General features: G+C 43.0%; 22 protein-coding genes. 14 read left to right on the top strand and 8 right to left on the bottom strand.

All coding sequences use genetic code 11. From position 1 onward, the window contains the following. Window positions 1-33 precede the first annotated feature (33 nt). The 3 genes from MHH48_RS14985 to MHH48_RS14995 all read right to left on the bottom strand — a co-directional run bounded on the left by MHH48_RS14985 (window position 34) and on the right by MHH48_RS14995 (window position 1775). Complete coding sequence (locus tag MHH48_RS14985) at window positions 34-573, bottom strand: helix-turn-helix transcriptional regulator (RefSeq protein WP_076326451.1); 540 nt, start codon at window positions 571-573, stop codon at window positions 34-36. Then, window positions 570-1412 carry a sialate O-acetylesterase gene (locus MHH48_RS14990; RefSeq protein WP_340390690.1) on the bottom strand — a complete coding sequence of 281 codons (843 nt, stop codon included), beginning with the start codon at window positions 1410-1412 and terminating at the stop codon, window positions 570-572. The genes MHH48_RS14985 and MHH48_RS14990 overlap by 4 nt, the downstream gene beginning before the upstream one ends. 75 nt (window positions 1413-1487) lie before the next feature. After that, complete coding sequence (locus MHH48_RS14995; protein WP_076326698.1) at window positions 1488-1775, bottom strand: hypothetical protein; 288 nt, start codon at window positions 1773-1775, stop codon at window positions 1488-1490. 474 nt (window positions 1776-2249) lie between these two features. Between MHH48_RS14995 and MHH48_RS15000 the strand changes: the two genes are divergently transcribed. The 13 genes from MHH48_RS15000 (at window position 2250) to MHH48_RS15060 (ending at window position 15350) form a co-directional block, all read left to right on the top strand. Beyond that, window positions 2250-2696: a helix-hairpin-helix domain-containing protein gene (locus MHH48_RS15000; protein ID WP_076326699.1), complete on the top strand. Its 447-nt coding sequence runs from the start codon at window positions 2250-2252 to the stop codon at window positions 2694-2696. A gap of 357 nt (window positions 2697-3053) precedes the next feature. Further along, entirely contained in the window at window positions 3054-4583 is a 1530-nt protein-coding gene (locus MHH48_RS15005; protein WP_340390691.1) for a PucR family transcriptional regulator, read from the top strand. Between the two features lie 130 nt (window positions 4584-4713). After that, window positions 4714-5976, top strand: a complete 1263-nt coding sequence (locus MHH48_RS15010) for a cytosine permease (protein ID WP_076326701.1) — start codon at window positions 4714-4716, stop codon at window positions 5974-5976. 3 nt (window positions 5977-5979) lie between these two features. Next, entirely contained in the window at window positions 5980-7083 is a 1104-nt protein-coding gene (locus MHH48_RS15015) for a DUF917 domain-containing protein (protein ID WP_076326702.1), read from the top strand. Further along, on the top strand, window positions 7076-8626 hold the full coding sequence (locus MHH48_RS15020) for a hydantoinase/oxoprolinase family protein (protein WP_076326703.1): 1551 nt from the start codon (window positions 7076-7078) through the stop codon (window positions 8624-8626). Before MHH48_RS15015 ends, MHH48_RS15020 begins: the two co-directional genes overlap by 8 nt. A gap of 166 nt (window positions 8627-8792) precedes the next feature. Continuing rightward, window positions 8793-9848, top strand: coding sequence for an ankyrin repeat domain-containing protein (locus MHH48_RS15025; RefSeq protein ID WP_076326704.1), 1056 nt, complete (start codon window positions 8793-8795; stop codon window positions 9846-9848). A gap of 69 nt (window positions 9849-9917) precedes the next feature. Then, the gene (locus tag MHH48_RS15030; RefSeq protein WP_306024484.1) at window positions 9918-10505 is read left to right on the top strand and encodes a hypothetical protein; all 588 of its coding nucleotides are present in this window, start codon (window positions 9918-9920) and stop codon (window positions 10503-10505) included. 170 nt (window positions 10506-10675) lie between these two features. Next, window positions 10676-11173 (top strand): AAA family ATPase, encoded by a 498-nt coding sequence (locus MHH48_RS15035; protein ID WP_076326705.1) that lies wholly within the window; start codon window positions 10676-10678, stop codon window positions 11171-11173. A 459-nt stretch (window positions 11174-11632) separates the two neighbouring features. Continuing rightward, the gene (locus MHH48_RS15040) at window positions 11633-12067 is read left to right on the top strand and encodes a GNAT family N-acetyltransferase (RefSeq protein WP_076326711.1); all 435 of its coding nucleotides are present in this window, start codon (window positions 11633-11635) and stop codon (window positions 12065-12067) included. Window positions 12068-12282: 215 nt separating this feature from the next. After that, window positions 12283-12669: a hypothetical protein gene (locus MHH48_RS15045; protein ID WP_076326706.1), complete on the top strand. Its 387-nt coding sequence runs from the start codon at window positions 12283-12285 to the stop codon at window positions 12667-12669. Between the two features lie 20 nt (window positions 12670-12689). Then, window positions 12690-13439 carry a class I SAM-dependent methyltransferase gene (locus MHH48_RS15050; RefSeq protein ID WP_076326707.1) on the top strand — a complete coding sequence of 250 codons (750 nt, stop codon included), beginning with the start codon at window positions 12690-12692 and terminating at the stop codon, window positions 13437-13439. Window positions 13440-13566: 127 nt separating this feature from the next. Then, a complete protein-coding gene (locus tag MHH48_RS15055; RefSeq protein WP_076326708.1) occupies window positions 13567-14322 on the top strand; it encodes a hypothetical protein in 756 nt (251 codons plus the stop codon). Between the two features lie 146 nt (window positions 14323-14468). Beyond that, complete coding sequence (locus tag MHH48_RS15060; protein ID WP_076326709.1) at window positions 14469-15350, top strand: GNAT family N-acetyltransferase; 882 nt, start codon at window positions 14469-14471, stop codon at window positions 15348-15350. 239 nt (window positions 15351-15589) lie between these two features. Here MHH48_RS15060 and MHH48_RS15065 read toward each other — a convergent pair whose 3' ends face one another. From MHH48_RS15065 to MHH48_RS15085, 5 genes are read right to left on the bottom strand one after another with little or no spacing between them, the layout of a single operon-like run. Beyond that, complete coding sequence (locus MHH48_RS15065) at window positions 15590-16168, bottom strand: hypothetical protein (protein ID WP_340390692.1); 579 nt, start codon at window positions 16166-16168, stop codon at window positions 15590-15592. Next, window positions 16165-16929: an energy-coupling factor transporter transmembrane component T gene (locus MHH48_RS15070; protein ID WP_076326046.1), complete on the bottom strand. Its 765-nt coding sequence runs from the start codon at window positions 16927-16929 to the stop codon at window positions 16165-16167. Before MHH48_RS15070 ends, MHH48_RS15065 begins: the two co-directional genes overlap by 4 nt. A gap of 1 nt (window position 16930) precedes the next feature. Next, window positions 16931-17788, bottom strand: a complete 858-nt coding sequence (locus tag MHH48_RS15075; RefSeq protein WP_076326047.1) for an ATP-binding cassette domain-containing protein — start codon at window positions 17786-17788, stop codon at window positions 16931-16933. Then, window positions 17788-18594 (bottom strand): ATP-binding cassette domain-containing protein, encoded by an 807-nt coding sequence (locus MHH48_RS15080; protein ID WP_076326048.1) that lies wholly within the window; start codon window positions 18592-18594, stop codon window positions 17788-17790. Before MHH48_RS15080 ends, MHH48_RS15075 begins: the two co-directional genes overlap by 1 nt. Window positions 18595-18623: 29 nt before the next feature. Beyond that, window positions 18624-20051, bottom strand: a complete 1428-nt coding sequence (locus tag MHH48_RS15085; RefSeq protein ID WP_076326049.1) for a PQQ-dependent sugar dehydrogenase — start codon at window positions 20049-20051, stop codon at window positions 18624-18626. Between the two features lie 137 nt (window positions 20052-20188). Between MHH48_RS15085 and MHH48_RS15090 the strand changes: the two genes are divergently transcribed. Further along, window positions 20189-20479 (top strand): S-layer homology domain-containing protein, encoded by a 291-nt coding sequence (locus MHH48_RS15090; RefSeq protein ID WP_076326050.1) that lies wholly within the window; start codon window positions 20189-20191, stop codon window positions 20477-20479. The last annotated feature ends 41 nt before the right edge of the window (window positions 20480-20520 follow it).

Below are 20520 nucleotides of genomic sequence, written 5' to 3' on the forward strand. Positions count from 1 at the left end.
TAATAAAAAGAAAGTGATTAGCTTTCTTTTTTATTATGCAACAGGTCCCTCTATTTCTGCTTTCAATTGTTCAAACCACTCTAAGTTAACCAGGTGATGGGAACGGGAATTTTCGTTCATTCGGCGGTAGTAATTAATTGTGCCGGGAAGTTCTTGTGTGCTGGACAGGTATTCATCAAGGAAAGCGATTCGGGTTTTAGTCTGGTCGATTTGCGATTGGATCAGTTCCAACAATTTGTTTTTGTCGTATTCATCGGCAAAGAGTAGCGCCCCATAAAATTGCAGGTTCACATATTCCGATTTGGTGCCGTATTTGACCATTAATTTTTCGAATTCAGCCATTCCCGTTTCGGTGATTTTAAAGTTCCGAATTTCGCGCCCACTGGCTGAAGGATCCTGCCGAATCTGTTCAATCCAACCTTTTTCTTCAAGTTGCTGCAGATTGTAATAAAACGAGCCTTTCGTGAAGTTTACAATGTATTTGTAATGGCGTTTTTCCATTAAGGCCAATAGTTCGTAGCCGTGAGCGCCGGGGTTTTGGATGAGCAAGCCAAGGATGAGTAAGGGGATCAAGGCTGCATCACCTTCACCATCTGCGCCTCGAATTCCGCGTACGTGATTTTACCCGAAGCCAAATCCATGCTATGAAGATAAATCTGTTCTGTTTTCGAATAGTCGCGCTCCACTTTTAGTGATTGCTCCTCCCCCGGGATGGGTTCCAGGACATGACACTTTTTCAAAAAAGCATGGAAATAGCGGTAGCCGAATTTGCGTTGCGAAACCGCGTCTAAATGAATGCCATCAGGATTCGCGGTCAAACCTGCTGCTGTTACAAAATAACAATTTTTCTGTTTATTGGCGAAGTGCTGTAATTGCTCATTGACCTGTTGATATTCTGTCGCATGCTGTCCGAAACCGGTCTTCCCAAGGAAATCACCAAGTCCGCCAATGATCAACGGCGCCTCATCAAGATTCAATTCGTTTCTTAGAGTCTCGATGATAAGGGTTAATTTCTCGTAATAAGTTTCATGCAGCGAACGATGACTGTCGCTCTCACCCTGGTGCCAAAGGATTCCGCAGATTTGACTGGACCGCAGGGCGAAGCGGGCTTCGGACAAAGCATGCTGAAAAAGGACGCCTTCCGGATGCCAGTCATCCAAGGAACTGCCACCTTCCGCACAAGGAATCAAACCAATTTCTTCATCGGGATTGGCTTTCGACCAGGTATCGGCAAAAGACGCCGCTAGGCCTACACCGGAAACCGGACGGTCGTAATTAATCGGCTCAGTCATCATCTGCCACTGTCCATTGCGCAGCATTTTTATTTTTTCATTATAGATAGGATCAACATCATGCAAAAATCCACGGCCCGCCATATTCGACTGACCCAACATTAAAAATGACTGTATCATTTAGTCTTCACTCCATTAAATCATTATTATGGTCTAATTAGACTAAAAATATTATATAGTCTGATTAGACTATAGTCAATAAAGCAACAAAAGAAATAGTTGATTTAGATCATTGGAATCATCCAACGAAGAAAGTATTCGAAGATCTGAATAAATGGGAAGTATCTTTTCATGATAATTGGGGGAATCTGGGCGCTGAGTTGTAGATTTTTCAAGTTGCCCAAGCAAAGGAAGAAGAGCTGAAATATCATCCGGAGAATGAGAGAATGAAAAAGGCTTTTTTACTAGACTACCGTAAGATGAGAAAGCAGCGGCAACACTCTTCCCTTTCGCAATATCGATACTTAGAACAGGTTGATTCATATGACCTCCTTAGAACACTAGGACCCAAAGCAGATGCTCTCCACAGGTTGGCACGGTGATACGGGCTCGAAGCCCAACCAGCTAAATCGGGGTATGAACATTGCAAGGGCTGAAACACTTTATACGCCGAGATCTAAATCCCAACACCGTATTCGTTCTTAACTCAGTGCTAATCTCTTAAGTATAAAAGAAAAACTCATCCCCGATGAACTGGGATGAGTTTAATATACCAACACTATATTCATGCTTCGGGCCATTCGGCCCTCGGTCCGGCAGAAGAATGAAGAGGATTCGAAGTTGAATTTTTATAGCTGAGAAGTTGAGTCAGCCGGATACATCCGTACCACCTAACCGCATCGCGGCCGCTCGCTACGGTTGCTTAAGTCGGTGGGACGTCGAGAATACGGAATCGTTATCAGAGATCATATGCATTTAAATAAAGATTAGGCTCCCATTTTTAAAAGGGGTGAGAAAATGAAAAAGAACAAGATTCCAAAGCTTGATTTGACTATCTCTGAGAGAAAAGAGCTGAGGAGAAATAAAATACTCATATGCGAAATTCATAATATAACACTTAACGAATTGTGTTCTATTCTGAAAGTTCCAGAATATAGAGCGAAGGAAATTAAGGCATTATCGGAATTTCAAAGTGTACCTTCGATCGGACCAAAATTTGCAAAGGATTTATTAATGTTAGGTTATTATTCTTTGGATGAATTAAGAGATAAAAATGGTGCTAGATTATTTGAAGATTTAGAGGAATTATATGGGGAAATGATTGACCCATGTGTTGAGGATCAATTTAGATTAATTATACATTACGCTATTAAAAGTAGTAGTGAAAAGCAATGGTGGGATTTTACCGAGGAAAGAAAACATTACAGGGCTAAACATGGATATCCTAAAGATAGAGCAGAATGATTTTTTTGTATAAATGTTAAACGCTACGCGACCCGGACTAAGATAAATGCTTTCTAAGACCGGGTCGCGTCGTGAATGCGGGTGCGTTTTAAGAAATCCTTAACAGGGGATGAATATTTGTACGAGTCGATTTTTGACTCAGCATCTTAATGGGCCAGGCTGAGTATGCAAAAAATTTCATAGTTGGCAAAGGAACATACTTGGTTGCTTATCATAATGAGGGTTATACTAATATTAATGAAGCCTATCTTAGGCTGCTTCGTTATGCGAGTAGCTTGAATCGAACAAAAAAGTGGTGGTTGAATTGGGGTAACCGTTAAAGATTTACTGCAGCTGCCTTCATTTAGAGGAGCTCAGGTGGTCACTGGAACAAGCAGGCTTCATCAGACCGTGTCCTCTTTATCTGTTTTAGAGGTGGCGGATGTCAATTTCTTCTCGCAAATTATTCAAACCGTTCAAGAAGAGTGGTATGCCGAAGAGCTGGTCATTAGCTCTTTTTATTCCATTAAGGACAGCGTGGAACAGCAATGCAAAACGGTTCAATATTTGCATGACCTTGGTGAAGTGGGATTGATTTTGTACTATGTTGGCATTATCATGCCAGATATAGCCGATGAAGTGCTCGAGCTGGCCGAATCTCTGAATTTTATTATCATTTGCATGCCGAGAAACGATTACTCGCTTAGGTATAACGAAGTCATTTATGAAGTCATGGAGGCAATCGTAAGCAATCAGAATGTGAATGAGCATTTCGTGAATGAATCACTGGAAAAGGTCTCGCTGCTGCCGGAACATTTGCGGAGCGTGGAAATTACCCTTAAACTGCTGTCGGACCGGATGAAAGCGAACATCGTTCTGACAAACAGCAACCTGGATATCATCAATCGTGTCATGTGGCCGCGCAATTCATCGCTCGATGTTGCGAATCTAATCCGGTCCATGGCGCCTTCCATTTTGAACGGCAGAATGGGAGAAGGAGAGCTGGATTCGTCCTGCTTTGTTGAATACAAACGTGTTCATCAAAAAAACGGGGAGGTCCTTTACCTGTTTCTCATTAAAGAGAATACGAAGCTGCCTCCGAAGACGATGGATCAAATCAGCGAGGTGGTGCAGGTGGCCATCAATTTGTGGGGAGATAAGCATAACGAGGTCAGCGAATACGCTTTGGTTAAAGCCATCGTCAATGATGAAAGCGAAAAAATGCGCAGATTGGCCAGTTTGCTCTATATTGACGTTTCCGCCATCCAAATGATGTGGCTCGTTTACATTCGGGATTTGTCGGAGGAAAGAAGGATAAGGGAAGACTTAAAAGCGCATCTCTCGCAATATTATAAAACCGCGGTCATTCAAACGATCGATCACTGCGTTGTCGTGTTGCTAGGGAATTGTTCATATAAATACAATGAGTTTGAAATCGCAGCGGAATATATCGAAAACACGAGTCTCATGGCTGACATATCAAGCATCGTATATTCTCCTAGAATGCGGAACACACAGGACGTACGCCGAATGTACCAGCTCGTAAACGGAGTCTCAAAAGAGGTTCACCGCATCTATCATAACCGCAAACTATACACCGCGGCTGAAGTCCGTTCCATGAAACGGGCCATAGACCTCAGCAAACAAGGGGAAGAGATCACTGAAGAATGCTTGTCCGTCATGGAGCCAATTATGGACGACGCAGATGCATTGAAAACCCTGATGACTTTTCTTCTGGATGCGAAGGGGAATATGGATGACTGCAGCAAGCTGTTGTTCGTCCACAAAAATACGGTGAAATATCGCATTAAAAAAATTTGCGAGCTCATAGGATATGATGTGACCATCAATTCGGAATCGTACGATGTTTATACCGCCTGCATGGTCTACCGTCTCATCCATAACTAAAAAGTTCCGATGTTTTGTCCAATAAGACAAAAACATCGGATTTTTTTTTGTTTTCTGAAAAAGACGCTGACCTACTTCATCTTTTACAATAAGAAAACAATATTCGAACGAACAGGATTGGGGGGATCATATGAAAGCCGTTAAAGAGCATCAATCCTGGTTCAGTCTCGGGATCATCTGGGCTGGCGCGGTAATCAGCATCCCGAGTTTGTTGGTAGGGAATGCGCTTATTGCAGGCATGGGACTATCGAAGGCATTGCTTGTCACGTTAGCAGGTTATTCCATTATTGTGCTGCTCATGATTTTGCAGGGTATTCAAAGCACAGATTTAGGAAGGTCGACGGTTCAGGTTGCAGGTCAGGTGTTTGGCAAAAAAGGGTCTCGGGCGATTCTTTCGATCATCCTCGCCATTGCGTGCCTCGGATGGTTCGGAATTCAGGCGAATGTGTGCGGTGCGGCCTTGGCCAATTTGTTAGCACTAGGTGGAATGAGTGTCCCGGTTCCGCTGGCTTCCCTTATCTGCGGTCTTGTGATGGTGGTCTCGGCGATCTATGGCGTTAAAGTGCTGCGCGTCATCAGCTATATTGCCGTTCCTTTATTGGTGGGAATCAGCATATATGGTCTTATCGAAGCTTTGACCGGTGACTCCCTGCAGATCATTCAGAATTATAAGCCTGAGGGAGCTATGACCTTTACGGATGGGCTGGCGATAACGCTGGGTTCATTTGCCCTGGGTGCAGTCATCGCGGGAGATTATTCGCAATTTTCAAGAAAACGGTCCGATGTCCTGAAAGCCGCTCTATTCGGGATTGTTCCGGCAGGCTTGCTGATGATCGGTGCAGGAGCTGTCCTGACGATTGCTTACCAAGCCAGCGATATTACAGCAACCTTTTTGAGCATCACGACTCCGTTTTTTGGCGGCGTGGTTTTGATCCTGGCTACGTGGAAGACGAACCTCGTGAACGCTATTTCAGGCGGTTTTGCTTTAATTAACGTGTTCAACGTATCGAAGGAAAAAGAAAAGTGGGCCGTCGGCATCGCGGGAACCATTGGGACCGTATTGGCCGTTGTCGGTATACTGAACTATTTTACTCCGATCATGTCCATCCTGTCTGCCATGATTCCGCCGGTTGCAGGCGTGATGATCGCATCTTACTGGGTACTTGGAAAAGGGGATAAGAGCCGCTGGCATGAGGTCGAAGGCGTGAATACACTGGGCGTCGTTTCCTGGCTATTGGGCGCGGTTATTGCTAGTACCCCTGTTGTGTTATCCTTGTTCCCAAGCTTGCCGCAGGTACCGAATCAGCCGTTGATCGGGATTGTCATTTCTTTTGTCGTGTATTATGCAGGCTATCGTTTATCGGCTCAGAAGACAGTTATATTGGAGGAATAATGAATGAGATATTTAGATAAAGCAGCTGTTGAAAACATCGCCGTCGGCGCAGCATTTCTGGGAACCGGCGGAGGGGGAGACCCTTACATCGGAAAATTGATGGCTCTCTCGGCCATTGAGAAGTTTGGACCTGTAAAACTATGCTCAGTCGATGAGATTAAGGATGAGGACTTTTTCATTCCGGCCGCGATGATGGGGGCGCCTTCCGTATTAGTGGAGAAATTCCCTAAAGGGGACGAGTTTGTTAAGGTATTCCAAAAATTAGCGAATTACTTGGGAAAAGATCAGATCGCCGGCACGTTTCCGATGGAAGCAGGAGGCGTCAATTCCATGATTCCCATCGTCGTTGCGGCGCAGCTGGGCTTGCCTCTGATCGACTGTGACGGTATGGGGCGAGCGTTCCCGGAGCTTCAAATGGTGACGTTTAACCTGGACGGCATTCCGGCGACACCAATGGCGATTTCGGATGAAAAAGGGAACATCGGCATCTTTGAGACCATTGATAATAAATGGACGGAACGGCTCGCCAGAGTGGCCACGGTTGAAATGGGCGCAAGTGCTCTGGTAAGCCTGTACCCGGCAACGGGTGCTCAAATAAAGCAAAGCGGCGTTCATCATATTGTGACCCTCTCCGAACAGATTGGAGAAATCATTACATCGAAGAATCGGGACGCGGGCGATAAGCTTCAAGAACTGCTGAACCTTGTGTCCGGCTATGAACTTTTCCAAGGTAAAATCGTGGATGTCATCCGGGAAACCAAGGGCGGATTTAATCTTGGACGAATGCATCTCGAAGGAATCGAGGCGTTTAAAGGCGGAGAGATGAAAGTTCATTTTCAAAATGAAAACCTGGTTGCCGAAAAGAACGGTCAAGTCGCTGCGATCACCCCGGATTTAATCTGTCTGGTCGATTACGAAACCTTGTTGCCAGTGACCACGGAGAGCCTGAAATATGGGAAGCGCGTACGGGTGGTCGGACTGCCTGCACATGAAAAGTGGAGAACGGAAAAAGGGATTCAGACGGCAGGACCAAGATACTTCGGGTATGATTACGATTATGTTGCGATTGAGGATTTGGTGAAAAAGGCGGTGGTTGAGAATGTATAGAATCGGGATCGATGTAGGCGGCACCAATACGGATGCCATCATTTTGGATGAGAATTATCATTTGATTCATGCGGTGAAATCACCAACAAGTCTAGATATTAAAGCGGGTATTGAAACCTCGCTCCGGAATTTACTGCAGGAATCGAAAATTGATAAAACCCAAATAACGCATGCTATGTTAGGTACAACACAGTGCACGAATGCTATTGTTGAGCGCAAAAAGCTGGCCCAAGTCGGCGTCATTCGTCTGGGTTACCCGGCAACGGCTTCCGTTGCTCCGTACACGTCTTGGCCTGAGGATATGGTTCAGAAGCTGTCGGGTAAATATGCTCTCGTTCATGGCGGATATGAATATGACGGCCAAGTGCTTGGAGAAGTCGATGAAGCTGAAATTACAGCCCTTTTAGAGGAATGGCGGAGCAGTGTCGAGTCCATCGCAGTCATCGGGGTGTTTTCATCCATTAAAAATGATCAGGAGCTCCAGGTTCGCGATCTCATCCATCAAGTGTATGGAGCGGGATTCCCTGTTTCCTGCTCTTCCCTGATCGGTTCTGTCGGTTTAATCGAACGGGAAAATGCGACCATACTCAATGCAGCCTTGTGTAAGGTTATTGAAACGACGACCCAAGGATTTGTGCAAGCGTTAGAAGAAGAAGGCATCACAGACGCAGCGGTGTTTTTATGCCAGAATGACGGTACCTTAATGTCGATAGATTTCGCTAAACAATTTCCGATCCTAACCATTGCATGCGGGCCAACGAACAGCATACGCGGTGCCTCTTATTTGGCGAAGATCAAAGATACGATGGTTCTCGACGTGGGCGGGACGACATCGGACATCGGGGTTTTGCAGGACGGCTTCCCGAGAGAATCCTCGGTTGCGGTCGAGGTTGGCGATATTCGCACGAATTTCCGCATGCCGGATATTATCTCCGTTGGGTTGGGCGGTGGAAGCATTGTGCGCTCGGAGAACGGCAAAATTACGGTTGGCCCCGACAGCGTAGGATACAAGATTGGACAGGAAGCGCTGGTCTTTGGCGGGCATACGCTGACTACAACAGACATTGCCGTTCGGCTGGGTCTCGCGGATGTCGGGGATAAGAGCTTGGTAGCGCATCTGGATGAAGACTTCGCTAAAAATGTGCAAGCTGAAATTGCAACCATCATTGAGCAGGCCATTGATAAAATGAAGACATCGTCGGGAGACGTTGAGCTTGTTTTGGTAGGCGGCGGCAGTGTCGTTATACCGGATACGATTAGCGGGGTATCCCATATGATTAAGCCTGAGAACGGGGGCGTAGCCAACGCCATTGGCGCGTGTATTGCTCAAATCAGTGGACAATATGAACAAATTTATATCTATTCGACAGAGCCCCGTGAGGATTCATTAAGAGATGCGCAAGAAAAAGCCGTGAAGCAGGCGGTGCTGGCTGGCGCTGACCCGGCGACGGTTGAGTTGGTGGAAGTGGAAGAAACTCCTCTGGCTTATCATCCGGGAAATGCGACAAGACTGAGAGTAAAAGTCGTAGGGAATATGAAGTAAATAAGAGGCTTCACACGAGTTCAAGCTTGTGTGGGGCTTTTTTTATTATCGGTGGGGCCCGAAGAACCTTGTAAGAAACAACAAAAATTAATAAGATGGTAAAATATAGAGTTTATTATGGTTATGGAAAAATTTATTAACTCTGACGTAAGGAGAGAAAGTACATATGGGCAGGAAGAAAAAAACCTTACCGAAAAATTTTGATGAGCTCATTGAAGCAGGAGAGCTATCTGCATTAAAAGAGGTGTTTACCCGATGCGAATTGGATGCCCGCGGCGGTTACAGTAAATCAACTGCCTTGAGCTTTTACCAAGTACCGAATGAATTGGTTCGCTGGCTCGTGGAACAGGGTGCTGATATAAATGCTAGAGATAACTACGGAGCAGCGCCTTTGCACAAACATGCAATGAGTTGGTGTGGTAATACGGAGTTGCTGCTTGATTTGGGTGCAGATATAGAAGCCACTGATTATCAAAGCGAGACACCTTTATTTGCCGCCGCAGGTTCATTCAAACCAAAAGCGGTTCACACGTTGGTTACTAAAGGCGCAAATATCAGCGCAAAAAATAAGATGAGACAGACTCCATTAGAAAAAGCTTTGGCATTGTGCAGGAACGCGGATATTGTCAATATGGCGGAAGTTGCCGATATTTTGCTTAACGCCGGAACAACTCTAACGCCGGAAATGACAGATTCTATTAAGCGAATCGGAAACGACTTTGAATTTCACAGAGAAGGTTTTAATAAGGAATATTTGAATCAAACCGATGAGGCACTTTTACGTCTATATGAACTATTTGATGTTCCTCCAGTAGAGAAGAGAAAGACGCACGACGGCGCCTCTTCAATAACAGTATCAACAAAGGGATGGCAAGCACAACATAATGAACTCTGGAATTTACTTATCCCTTCAAAAGGACATGCGACAACCGTACAGGGTGAGGTTATCCGTATTACTGGTAAAGTGTCATATGAAATTTTAGATAATGGCGGTATGAACTGGGATCATCAATATCGTAAAATGCTCAATAGTTTGATTCATTACTTTAGCTTGGGTACACCATTAAATCCCGTTTCACTTCAGGAGGCAGTGACATTAGCGAAAGAACTTCACAACGGAAATGGTAGTGATGAACCTGCGAGACTGTGCGAACTGGCAGTGCATTGGGTACTAAGCAATCCGAATCCTATTACTCTGGAACAGCCTGACTATAAGCGATAACATATGTTCATTTTATAATCAGCATTAAAAAATAAGTTAAGAAACGGGATCTAGTCCAAGGCGGGTCACGTGGTAGATGCGGGAACGTTAGATAAAATTACCGAAAAAACAAAAAGGAATAAAAAAATGGGAAACGCAATATCACTACCAAAAGAATTAGAACATTTAGTTGACTCCTTACATATGTCAAATGGATTAACTTCAGTTTTTATTGAGGTTTTAGCTATTTGTGGATCACAATTAGCTAAAACAAATCGAGAAAAAGAACTAATTATCTGGTTAGCACAACGTGATCAAGCAATAGTAGGAATAGGTACCGTAGGTTTTGACATAGATGAGATGCCTTGGACAATGGGTTACTTTGAAAGAGAAAAGGAGTTTATCTTACGAGTTATTAAAAGTGCAATGGATGGTTTAGGTTGGGAGAGATTAAGTTATGTACCGCGTAAAGATTGGGTTATTAAAAGCTTAAATAAGTTTCAACTAATGATTTCTGCTTTTGATAAAGAAAATGTAAATTTAGATAGTTATTTAGAATGGTCTGAAATTGACGAAGATGATGAGTGGCCAACAATCCCAAAAGGATACCCAAAATGTGAGAAACATGATCTTTACTTGTCATGTCATGGGTGTATTCTTTGTAATAATGGAAGCTAGAGGACTCACCGGACACATTCAATCAGTAAGTGGCAGAGCCACCCGGCACAACGTGCCTTAAGCCGCTTGAACGTCGTGAATACAAGAACGTTATAAGAAAACAGCGCAAAACAAAAAAATGAATTAGCACACGGGCAAAAACGAATCGCGATGAGACGAGGTTACAACAAATGGAGAGTAAATTGCCTTTATTTATCGTAACAGGTGCAAGCGGGTCAGGAAAAACATATGTAATCAAGGAACTACGGAGAATGATGCCGGATTTTGATGTTTTCGACCCAGATCATCTTATCGAATTCATTGGGCAGGATTGGGAGAAGATGCGAAATATTTGGCTTCGGGTAGCACGAAATATCGCACAGTGTGGGCGCATGACTATAATATGCGGAACCATGATGCCTTGGGATATTGAAGAGTGTGTGGATTTCCCCTTTTTTAAACATGTATACTACCTGAACTTACATTGTGATGAAGAAACCCGTGAGAAACGTTTACGTGAAAGAAATTGGTCGGAGGAAGAGATACAAAACCACAAGAACTTTGCAAAACGATTGCTTGAGATTGCCGATGAGGTCTATAACCCACCAATGCCTACTATTGATACAACGGATACTAATGTAACTGAAGTGGCCTCTCAGATAAAAAAGTGGGTTCTTCAATACGCTTGAGTTAACGGAAAACGATAGGTGAATTGAATAGTATTTCGAAGAAGGCGCTGACATCTTATAACAAAATGTTCACGCATCGGCGGATATGCCCCTCGGTCTGCAGAGGTCCGAAGTGATTTGAAGCTGTACCTAGGTTTTCAATTATATCAGCGCCCATGTTCGATACGAGAATCGATATAATTGCCTGGCTATACCAGAGCAAAATGGCGATCGCTCCCGGTTCTATACCCTAGAGCGATCGCCATTTTGTCAGATAAACAGCTCATTTATAGCATGGACAGTACGGCTTTTGGAATTTTACAAACGACGCTATAGGCGGGAAATGAACACATTGGCCGTAGATATAGAAATGACAACATCCAGATGTTCTTGTACACTATCGTTTTTATACACCTGAAGAAGGTGGTAGACGCATGGTCAAAATTAATCTTTATAATAATATTTTGGGGCGGTGTGAATATGGAAGTTATAATACGTGAAATTGAAGTAAATGATTATCCTGAGGTAGTATCTTTATGGATAAATGTGTTAGGAAATCGCAAGGTTAATCTCGATAATTTTTCCGTAACGCTAGAGAGAATGAATAAAGATGGGAACTATAAAACATTTGTAGCATTATTTGAAAATAAAGTGGTCGGTTTTATTACAACGGCACGGGCGTTATCATTTGGAGATGAAATTGGTTACTTACACATCCAGGGTCTTGCTGTGCAAAAAGAACTTCAAAATAAAGGAATAGGAACAAAACTGCTTAAACATGTGGAGAATTATTCCAAAGGGAGAGGGGTTTCAACCATAATCTTATGTAGTGGATTCAAACGTACAGATGCCCATGCCTTTTATGAACATAATGGTTATGACAAAGATTCTTACTGCTTTGACAAAGGTCTTTGACTTTGCAGAAGAGAATTTGTTTAACAGGCTTCTCAAAGAAGTTAATAACGAGATTATGATTTGAGATAAGATTCACCGGACACATCCACCGGCTAACTGCCGCAAGCGACAGACGGACCCTCGGTCCTTAAGGCGCTTGGACGTCGTAATACACGAAAACGTTATCTGAAATTCCATTGGAGTCAATTTAAACAATTCAAGGATGGAGATCTCAATTGAAAGAAGTATCACAAACTCTTGTAATCGAAGAAGTAAGTAAAGAAACCCAAGAACATGCTAAGCATATTGTTTTAGATGGACTAAAAGAAAGATTCGGATCATTGGATAAATCATTAAATCAAGATCTCAATGAAATCGTCCTTAATTATAATAGTAGAGGAAATCCCTTTTTGGTTGGCAGAATAAATACAAAAGTGGTTTGCACGGGTGCATTAATTCATGAGGACGTAGACACAGGAAGAGTCGTTAGAATGTCAGTACAGAGAATTGTGTTAGAAACGACAAATTCCTGGCACGATGCAATTTCTTTTTATAAGAAAAATGAGTATGAAGTATTTGGTAGAAATGAATATGAAGTACATATGGTGAAAAATTTATTTTAGTTATTATCGGAGGTAGTCATATGAACAAAACTATTAGCAATATACATAACACGAATAAGATTTATTGGGACGAGAATGGTAACGATTTTTTAGAAGCGATTGTACTGCCTTATTACGGTTGTAATACTTTTACGGAAAAAGAATTAAACTTATTTGGTGATGTAGCAGGCAAAAAACTTTTAGATATTGGGTGCGGCAACGGTGAATCTCTTAAATATCATGGCAATAACAATGCCACTGAGCTATGGGGATTAGATATTTCTAAAAACCAAATTGAGAAAGCAGCGAAGCGCCTTTCAGAAAGTGGCTATGCAGCTAAGCTGATTTGTGGGGCAATGGAAGAGGAACACGGACTACCAACCGATTATTTTGATTATGTTTATTCAATTTATGCAATTGGCTGGACAACGGATATACAGGGTACATTTAATAGGGTTGCCTCATATTTAAAAAAGGATGGCGTATTTATATTCAGTTGGTCGCATCCTATCCATATGTGCGTGGCATTCGAAGAGGGAAAAGCCTTTTTTAAAAATAGCTATTTTGATGAAACATGGTCTGAGCGAGATCTTGACGGGAAAAATGTTTTACTTTGCTCCCGTAAAATATCAACTTACGTAAACGCCTTGGCGAAGGCAGGTTTTGTAATTGAGCAGTTGATTGAGCAGACAAACGACGAAACTTTGCAACTAACAGGCGAAATTAGCGATTGGAACAAAAAATCGCAAATGGTTCCGTTAACAGCCATTTTTAAAGCAAGGAAGCTGTAGTCGGGTGATATCATACACTGATGTTCCTTGATTGCTAGAAGGATATCGAAGCAGCGGATTCACTATTGCTTAAGATTAGAATGATGTGGGGTAAAGTTTACTTATGTTTGATGCAGGAGGTTCTGATATGAAAAAGACAATATTGATTTTTATGATATCTTCGCTATTGGCACTCACAGGATGCAAACAAACCCATGATATAAAAGACAAAGCATTAAGCAAAGAAACTCAATCAGTTCCAGCTGAAACCAGTAAGGCATCCCACGAGAAAAAGACAAAAGGTATACTAAACCAACTTGCGAATCAAGACTTTTCTATTCAAGGTGAACATCTTAGTAATGCAGATGACGAAACGATTATAGAGTTTGGGAAGGCATTTGTAAACTTATTTAACGGTGCAGTTGCAGAGCAAGAAAAAATCCTTTTTGAAAAATATATTTCGAACAAGGACCTACGAAAATTCGCAGATAAAATGTTGGAGATAACGCAAAAACAGGATTTACAAAGTGGGAATTCTATTAATTACGGTTTGAAAAATGAGTTTGAACAAGCCAAATTACAACATACAGAAGATAACCTTTGTTATCTTGAATTGGCATTTCAATTTGAAGGTTCAGGAATGGGAAGTAAAATGCTGATTACCGCCGAAAACAAGTCTTTAAAGATTGTGGATTTCTACTTTGGAAGTAAGGACGGCGTAGATACGTTTGCCACAGGTCATCCTGCGGAAAGAGAGATGAGCAACCCTAATTTATGGTTGGACGAGGAATGGCTGAAGAAGGTTTTTGATAAATTGGAGGATCTTGAGGCAGTTTTGACTCTTGATGTCACTACGTCGTCGTCGCTGATGTTCTTGTCGACAAAAGGCTGGGGCGTTTCGTGAATGGCCACCGGAGTAGATTACTTCAGTTATAATTGAACTTTATCCCCTAACTATTGGAAATGCGCGGTATAATTTATTTATGGCCTTTGAAAAGCATTAGTATTTCATTGTGTCGTAAATTTTTTTGTTTTATGGGGGGGATTGAAATGAAAATTGTTTTTAGAAATTTCGATAATTCTTATTATGATAAAGTTTGTGAATTTTTGATTGAATTATCAAAGGATGACCGTAAACATATAAATTGGAATTGGGCAAGGTGGGAATGGATGTTTTTTCATCCTGACTTTAATAGTGACTTAATGGATAAGATTGGCTTGTGGTATTGTAATGACGAGATAGTAGGTATAACAACTTATGACCATTATTTCGGCGAAGCATTTTTTGCAGCTAAACAAGGGTATAGAGAATTGGAAAAAGATATACTGGAATATGCCATTGCTACTTTTAGTAATGAAAAAGGCCTTGGGATTGCGGTGAATGATGCGGATACTCACACTCTAGACTTATTACGCAGCAAGAAATTTGTGAAGAATGATCAGACTGAAAATGTACTTGAACTTGAACTAGAGAATGTTAGTCTTGATTACATAACTCCTGAAGGCATAACAATGAAAAATCTCAATGTAAAAAATGATTTATATAAGCATCAGAAATTACTATGGAAGGCATTTGACCATGAAGGACATGTGCCTGTTGATGAAATTTCTATTCATAAGCAACAAAAAATGTTGTCAGCAGCGAATTTGAATCCATTTTTACATATTGTTGCAGAAAATGAAGATGGGGAATATGTTGCATACTGCGGCTTATGGTATAGTCAGAAAACGGATTATGCTTATGTTGAACCAGTATGTACGATTCCAGAGTACCGGCATAAAGGACTTGGTAAAGCGGTGGTTTTAGAAGCCTTAAAAAGAAGCTGTTCCTTAGGTGCTAAGAAAGCATATGTTATTTCTGATAATCCCTTTTATAAGTCCATAGGCTTTCATCAGCATTCACATTATACTTTCTATTGGCATAACATCTGATGATTCAATCATGAAGTTAAGGTTAGTGCATCCTTTTATATTTAGTATAGCTTTTAATAGATTTGTGTCACCCGACCATATTATATGGTGATATGTAAATACACTTGAGGAAGCATCCGAATGATTTGCTTGCTTTGCATGAACGGATCAAACAAGCAGAAGCCCATATTGATAAAGAACCTGTATTTACTAATGAACTCGGCTATTTCACCTTTTATGATTCGATTGCCCAGTCTTATTCAAGTAATCCCTTTACTTATTTTTTTAATGAAATACCTGCTTATTTCTACCCAAAGCCAGCTGTAGAAAAGCGAGAACACATAAACGATGGTGATGGTACTCAGGCTAAATGTAGATGAAACTGCCGGGCCCAGTACAGGAAATCGAAAAACGTATAGCAACAAAAGGATTCCCGCCCACAAAGACAACGACCCGGTAATCACGACCGGCAAACGTATTTTCAAATATATCAGCGAACCGCCAACCCCAAGCCCCAATAAGCCTGTCGTGAAAGGAAAAACGATCAGTTCGCTTGGTTGGATAAAAAAGAGAAGCAACATCGTGAGCAAATAGGCGGTCAGACCGGAACCGACGGAAAGGATCGTACTTAACACAATGGGGGCTGTGGCGAGGGGACTAATCAAGTAGCCTATCCCTGGCAATAACCCTCCCATGGATTGAAAAATGGCGGATAGCGCGGCAAGAAAAGCGACCGTAATCATTTTTCTTGTGGCAAATTCGACTGCTCTAAAACGGGTGTTAATCTCTGAAACTTCTGGACATACGGGCTTTAACCAGTAATTATTCATGGGATTCATCGTTCAAAAACTTCTCCTTTCAACAGCACATGGATCAGAAGCAGAGCCAGCGCAGAAATGATCGTCAACCAATCGCGCCAACTAAACTGTAAACGGCGTGCCCGGATTTTATTTCCCGGTAAGTAACAGCGAGCGTCCATCGCGAGAGCCAGTTGGTTTGCACGGCGAAGCACGGCAACGAACAGCGCGACGAGAAGCTGAAGAAGAGATTGTAATGTGGTTCGAAGGCCTTCGCCTTTATAACGCGCGTGTTTCACTTTTTGCGATTTCAACATGGAGTCGACTTCATCAATAAAGAGAGGAATAAACCGGAAGGCCACCGAGATCATAAATACGAAATTCTGAACCGGAAATCGAATGAGAGTAAGCGGGCGTAGGATGGACGCTAGTCCGTCAGCCTGCTTGGTCAGGGGAGTCGTTGCACTAAGCACTGTAGCCGTTGTGATAAAAAAAATGAGTTTGCAAGGCAGGAGAATTGCATGTTTAAGATCGCCTAACAGCATGTGGAAACAAAACAGCGTGAGCAGAAGGGGAAGCATACCCAGCAGGCCGTTCCATAGATAAGCTATCGGCAATCGGGTGGCGAGAACCAATAACAACCCTACGATTACATAGAAAACCACGCTGACTAGATCATTTGAAATGGTAACCAAAGATAAATATGTCGCTGTAAAGATAAGTTTTGAACGAGGATCCAAGTCCTGCAAAAAAGAGCGCGTGTTCATAGACGGCCTGAAAGACAGCAACTTCAACCATTGCACGTCACAGTTCCTCCCTAGAGAGATTTGTGATGAATGACATCAATTGCTCTTCTTTATATACACTTTCGAGCAGATTTTGGACGAACTGTTTTTCGAGTGAATCTATAAAACGGAGCAGGGGCGTTTTCACAAAACCGATTCGCTCCAGCCGCCGCCAGTGATCCCGAATTTTAGAAGGGTGGAAATCCACGTACAATTGACCATGGTCTAACACGAGAATCCGATCAGCGTATTCGAGGGCTTCTTCAAGCCGATGAGTCATGTAGAGAACCGTCATTTTTTTCTCATCATGAATTTGCTTTATATACGATAACACTCTGCTCCGTTCCCAGCTATCCAGACCCGCTGTCGGTTCGTCCAGAATGAGAATTTTCGGTTCCGTAACCAATACTCCTGCTAGTGCGATCCGCCGCAATTCACCGCTGCTGATTTGAAATGGTGACCGGTCTTTGAACTGCGAAAAGGACAACCCTACGGCTTCCATCGTTTGTTTCACTTGCTCGGCAACCCATTCCCGCCTCGGACCTATTCGATGTAGTCCGGCTCCGATATGGTTGAAAACCGTATCCTCCATGACTTGGTGCTCGGGGAATTGGAACAAAAATCCGATTGCTTTCCAAAGGCGGAGGCGGTCGGACTTTTTATTTACTCGGTAAGGTCCGATCCGTACTACCCCTGATTGAGGGAGGATCAGGCCTCCAATCAACTGCCCCAATGTGGTTTTTCCGCTCCCGGTTGGCCCCATAATCGCCACGAACTGCCCTGCAGGAACGTGCAGCGAGATTCGATCAATGGCTTTTTTATGAAAAGGGGTTCTGGCGGCAAGTATGCAATTGACGTTCTCCAAAACAATATCCATCACTGATCCCCGAATTCAAATTCATTCGTAGTAGGTAAACTCAGCCCTGTTTGCTTGGCAAGATCACGCATTCGAACAGAAAACGGAGGGAGAAGGCCAGAGTCCGTAAACACGCATGAATTTGCCGCCGCTTCTTCGGGCGTTCCATCGAACTGGATCTTGCCCTCCTGCATCACAACAAGACGATCGGCAGTGAAAATCTCTTCGACCTCATGGGTCACCTGGATAATCGTAAATCCGTTACGATGCAGTTCGGACAGGATCTCATGAATTTGCCGGGCGCTTTGGGAATCGAGCATGGAAGTGGACTCGTCAACAATGATCACTTTGGGCTCCATGGCCAGAACTCCGGCAAGCGCGAGCTTTTGTTTTTCCCCGCCGGATAGAAGATACGGAGGACGATCTTTCAGTTCATCGAGTCCAAGCAATTGCAAGACGGATCGGCACCGGGATTCTGCTTGTTTCGGGGAAACGCCGATATTATACAAGCCAAAAGCCGTATCCTCCTGAACGGTCATGCCAACAATCTGATTCTCCGCGTTGGGGAACACCATACCCACATTTTGGCGAATATTCCATAAGTTCCGATGGTCGCATGTTTTCTTTCCGTAAACGGCGACTTCTCCCAATGTAGGTTGGAGCAGACCGTTAATCAATCGAACTAACGTTGTTTTTCCGGAACCGTTACCACCCACGATCGTAAGCCATTCTCCTTCATCAAGGGTTAGATTGATTTCCCGAAGTATCCAATCCTGGCGCGAATCGTACCGGAACCATACGTTTTTGAACGATATAACGTTGTCCATCTTTCCCTCCGGTTTTGGTTCGTTATGAATCATGGAACAATTTCAAAAACGGTACCTAGGTTAGCATCAGCCACTTTCATCGAGCCATAAACCCCTAAATAGAGTCTGGTTTGATTCAGATTCGTTCCCAAACTAACATAATATGCGGATTGAGACCCAAACGGATAATCGGTTTCAATAACATGAAAATCATTTAGCTTACAATCCGTTCTTACCCTGGTATATGCTAAGGCTCCTCTAACGGGAAGTTGAGATTCATTCCCTCGAGCTAGATCGGTAAACACAACGTTTCCTGATAAAGAGGGGATTTCATTTCCCATATAAGGCTGTACTCCTGTAAGTGCAGTTGCTCTAAACTTATCGGTTCGGGAATCTTCATGAAAATAACTTGTCAGAGGGTGAAGACGCCGTACGGAAGTTTTTACGGCTTCATCGTAATAAGCAATTGTTTTCTCGTTCAAAGCTGGATTTGCCGAGCAGCCGGTTATGATTGAAGTCGGAAAAGCACCTTCCCAACCGCGCCAGCCGAAGTTAATAAATCCTTCTTGGTCAGGTTCCGTTTTCATTAAAGAAGCTTGAATAAGCTGAGTAACCGGTATCGGTTTATAATGAACGAACGAAAAAATCGATTCTACAAGATCCTGTCCGACATTTCCTACGTATTTGATAAACTGATTATAAAACCTTTGAAATGAAATGCCGGGTATATTGCGAACGCCTTTGGCTATTACCGTAAGCGTTTCCTGAATGGGTACGGGCAGTTCATTAAAGCGCGTAACTACGGGCGGATTATCGATAAACGTATTCTTAACGACATCAATTTCGATGATTTTACCTGCGATTTCCATATCGTCTTGGCTTAAATTAAACGGATCATAGCCTGATCCGCCATCACCGGTTGTCAAAACAAGCCTTCCTGTTTCAGGGGAAAAGTTTAAGCTATTGACACCGTTATGGTTTAAAAACGGCCTTCTGAGGTTAAGTAATGTCCGCCTTATTTGAGGTTGGCCATTCGATTGCAGAATCCATTCTTCGACTGTATCGATATGATCGTATTGATGTTCTCTATTTTCCCACTTCAGGTTTAAGGTGCTAGCATCGCACGGGTTCGGCTTAAAAGATTCAGGAGGAGCACCTGGAAGAGCCCCTGGACCTTGGGTTCCAGCTACTGAATAGTGGAGATAAAACAGACGATTATAATAAAATTGGGGATGAAATGCTAGTCCTAGCAAACCCCGTTCGTCATATCCGCCGCTAGAACCACCTAGTTTCAGGATTCGGGGGCGAATATCTAAGAAAGTCTCTATTACTCCGTTTCCTATGTAAAAGATCTCTCCTACTTGGGTTGCAATAAATAATCTTTCGATGGAGTCGCCCGGAAGAATCGTTGTTTTCAATACAGTGGGTAAATTTAGCTTGCTAACAATGGGCCGCAAACTAACTTTAACTTTCGTCAATTCACTTAACCCTCCTCTTTTGGCTTTCTTTTATAAGCTTATGATTAGAACCGTTTATTATTCCGGGGGGAGGGAGGGGGGAGGCTAGTAGAGTATCAATCAGGTCTTTGAATTCGTCAGAGGCGGCTTCACGCAGCATGTCTGCACTGATTGCCGTAATTGCTAGCGAGAAAGAAAAATATGAAGAGTTGGCAGAAGAAACGAAGCACGAGGTTGAATTAACTGACATCCATGGGCATTGGGCTAAGGAGAACATTCAACAGCTAATGAGTATGAGAGCGATCAATGGCTATTCGGACGGAACCTTTAAGCCCGACTATCCCATTACGAGAGCGGAATTTGTCTCCATTCTTGTCCGTGCCTTGAACCTGAAAGAGAGGAGCGGAGTGATCTTTTCTGACACAAAAAATCACTGGCACAGGACGTGATTGCCACGGCTTAGGCTCACGGAATCGTTACCGGGTATACG

The sequence above is a fragment of the Paenibacillus sp. FSL F4-0100 genome (genome assembly GCF_037993005.1).
Classification (GTDB): Bacteria; Bacillota; Bacilli; order Paenibacillales; family Paenibacillaceae; genus Paenibacillus_AQ.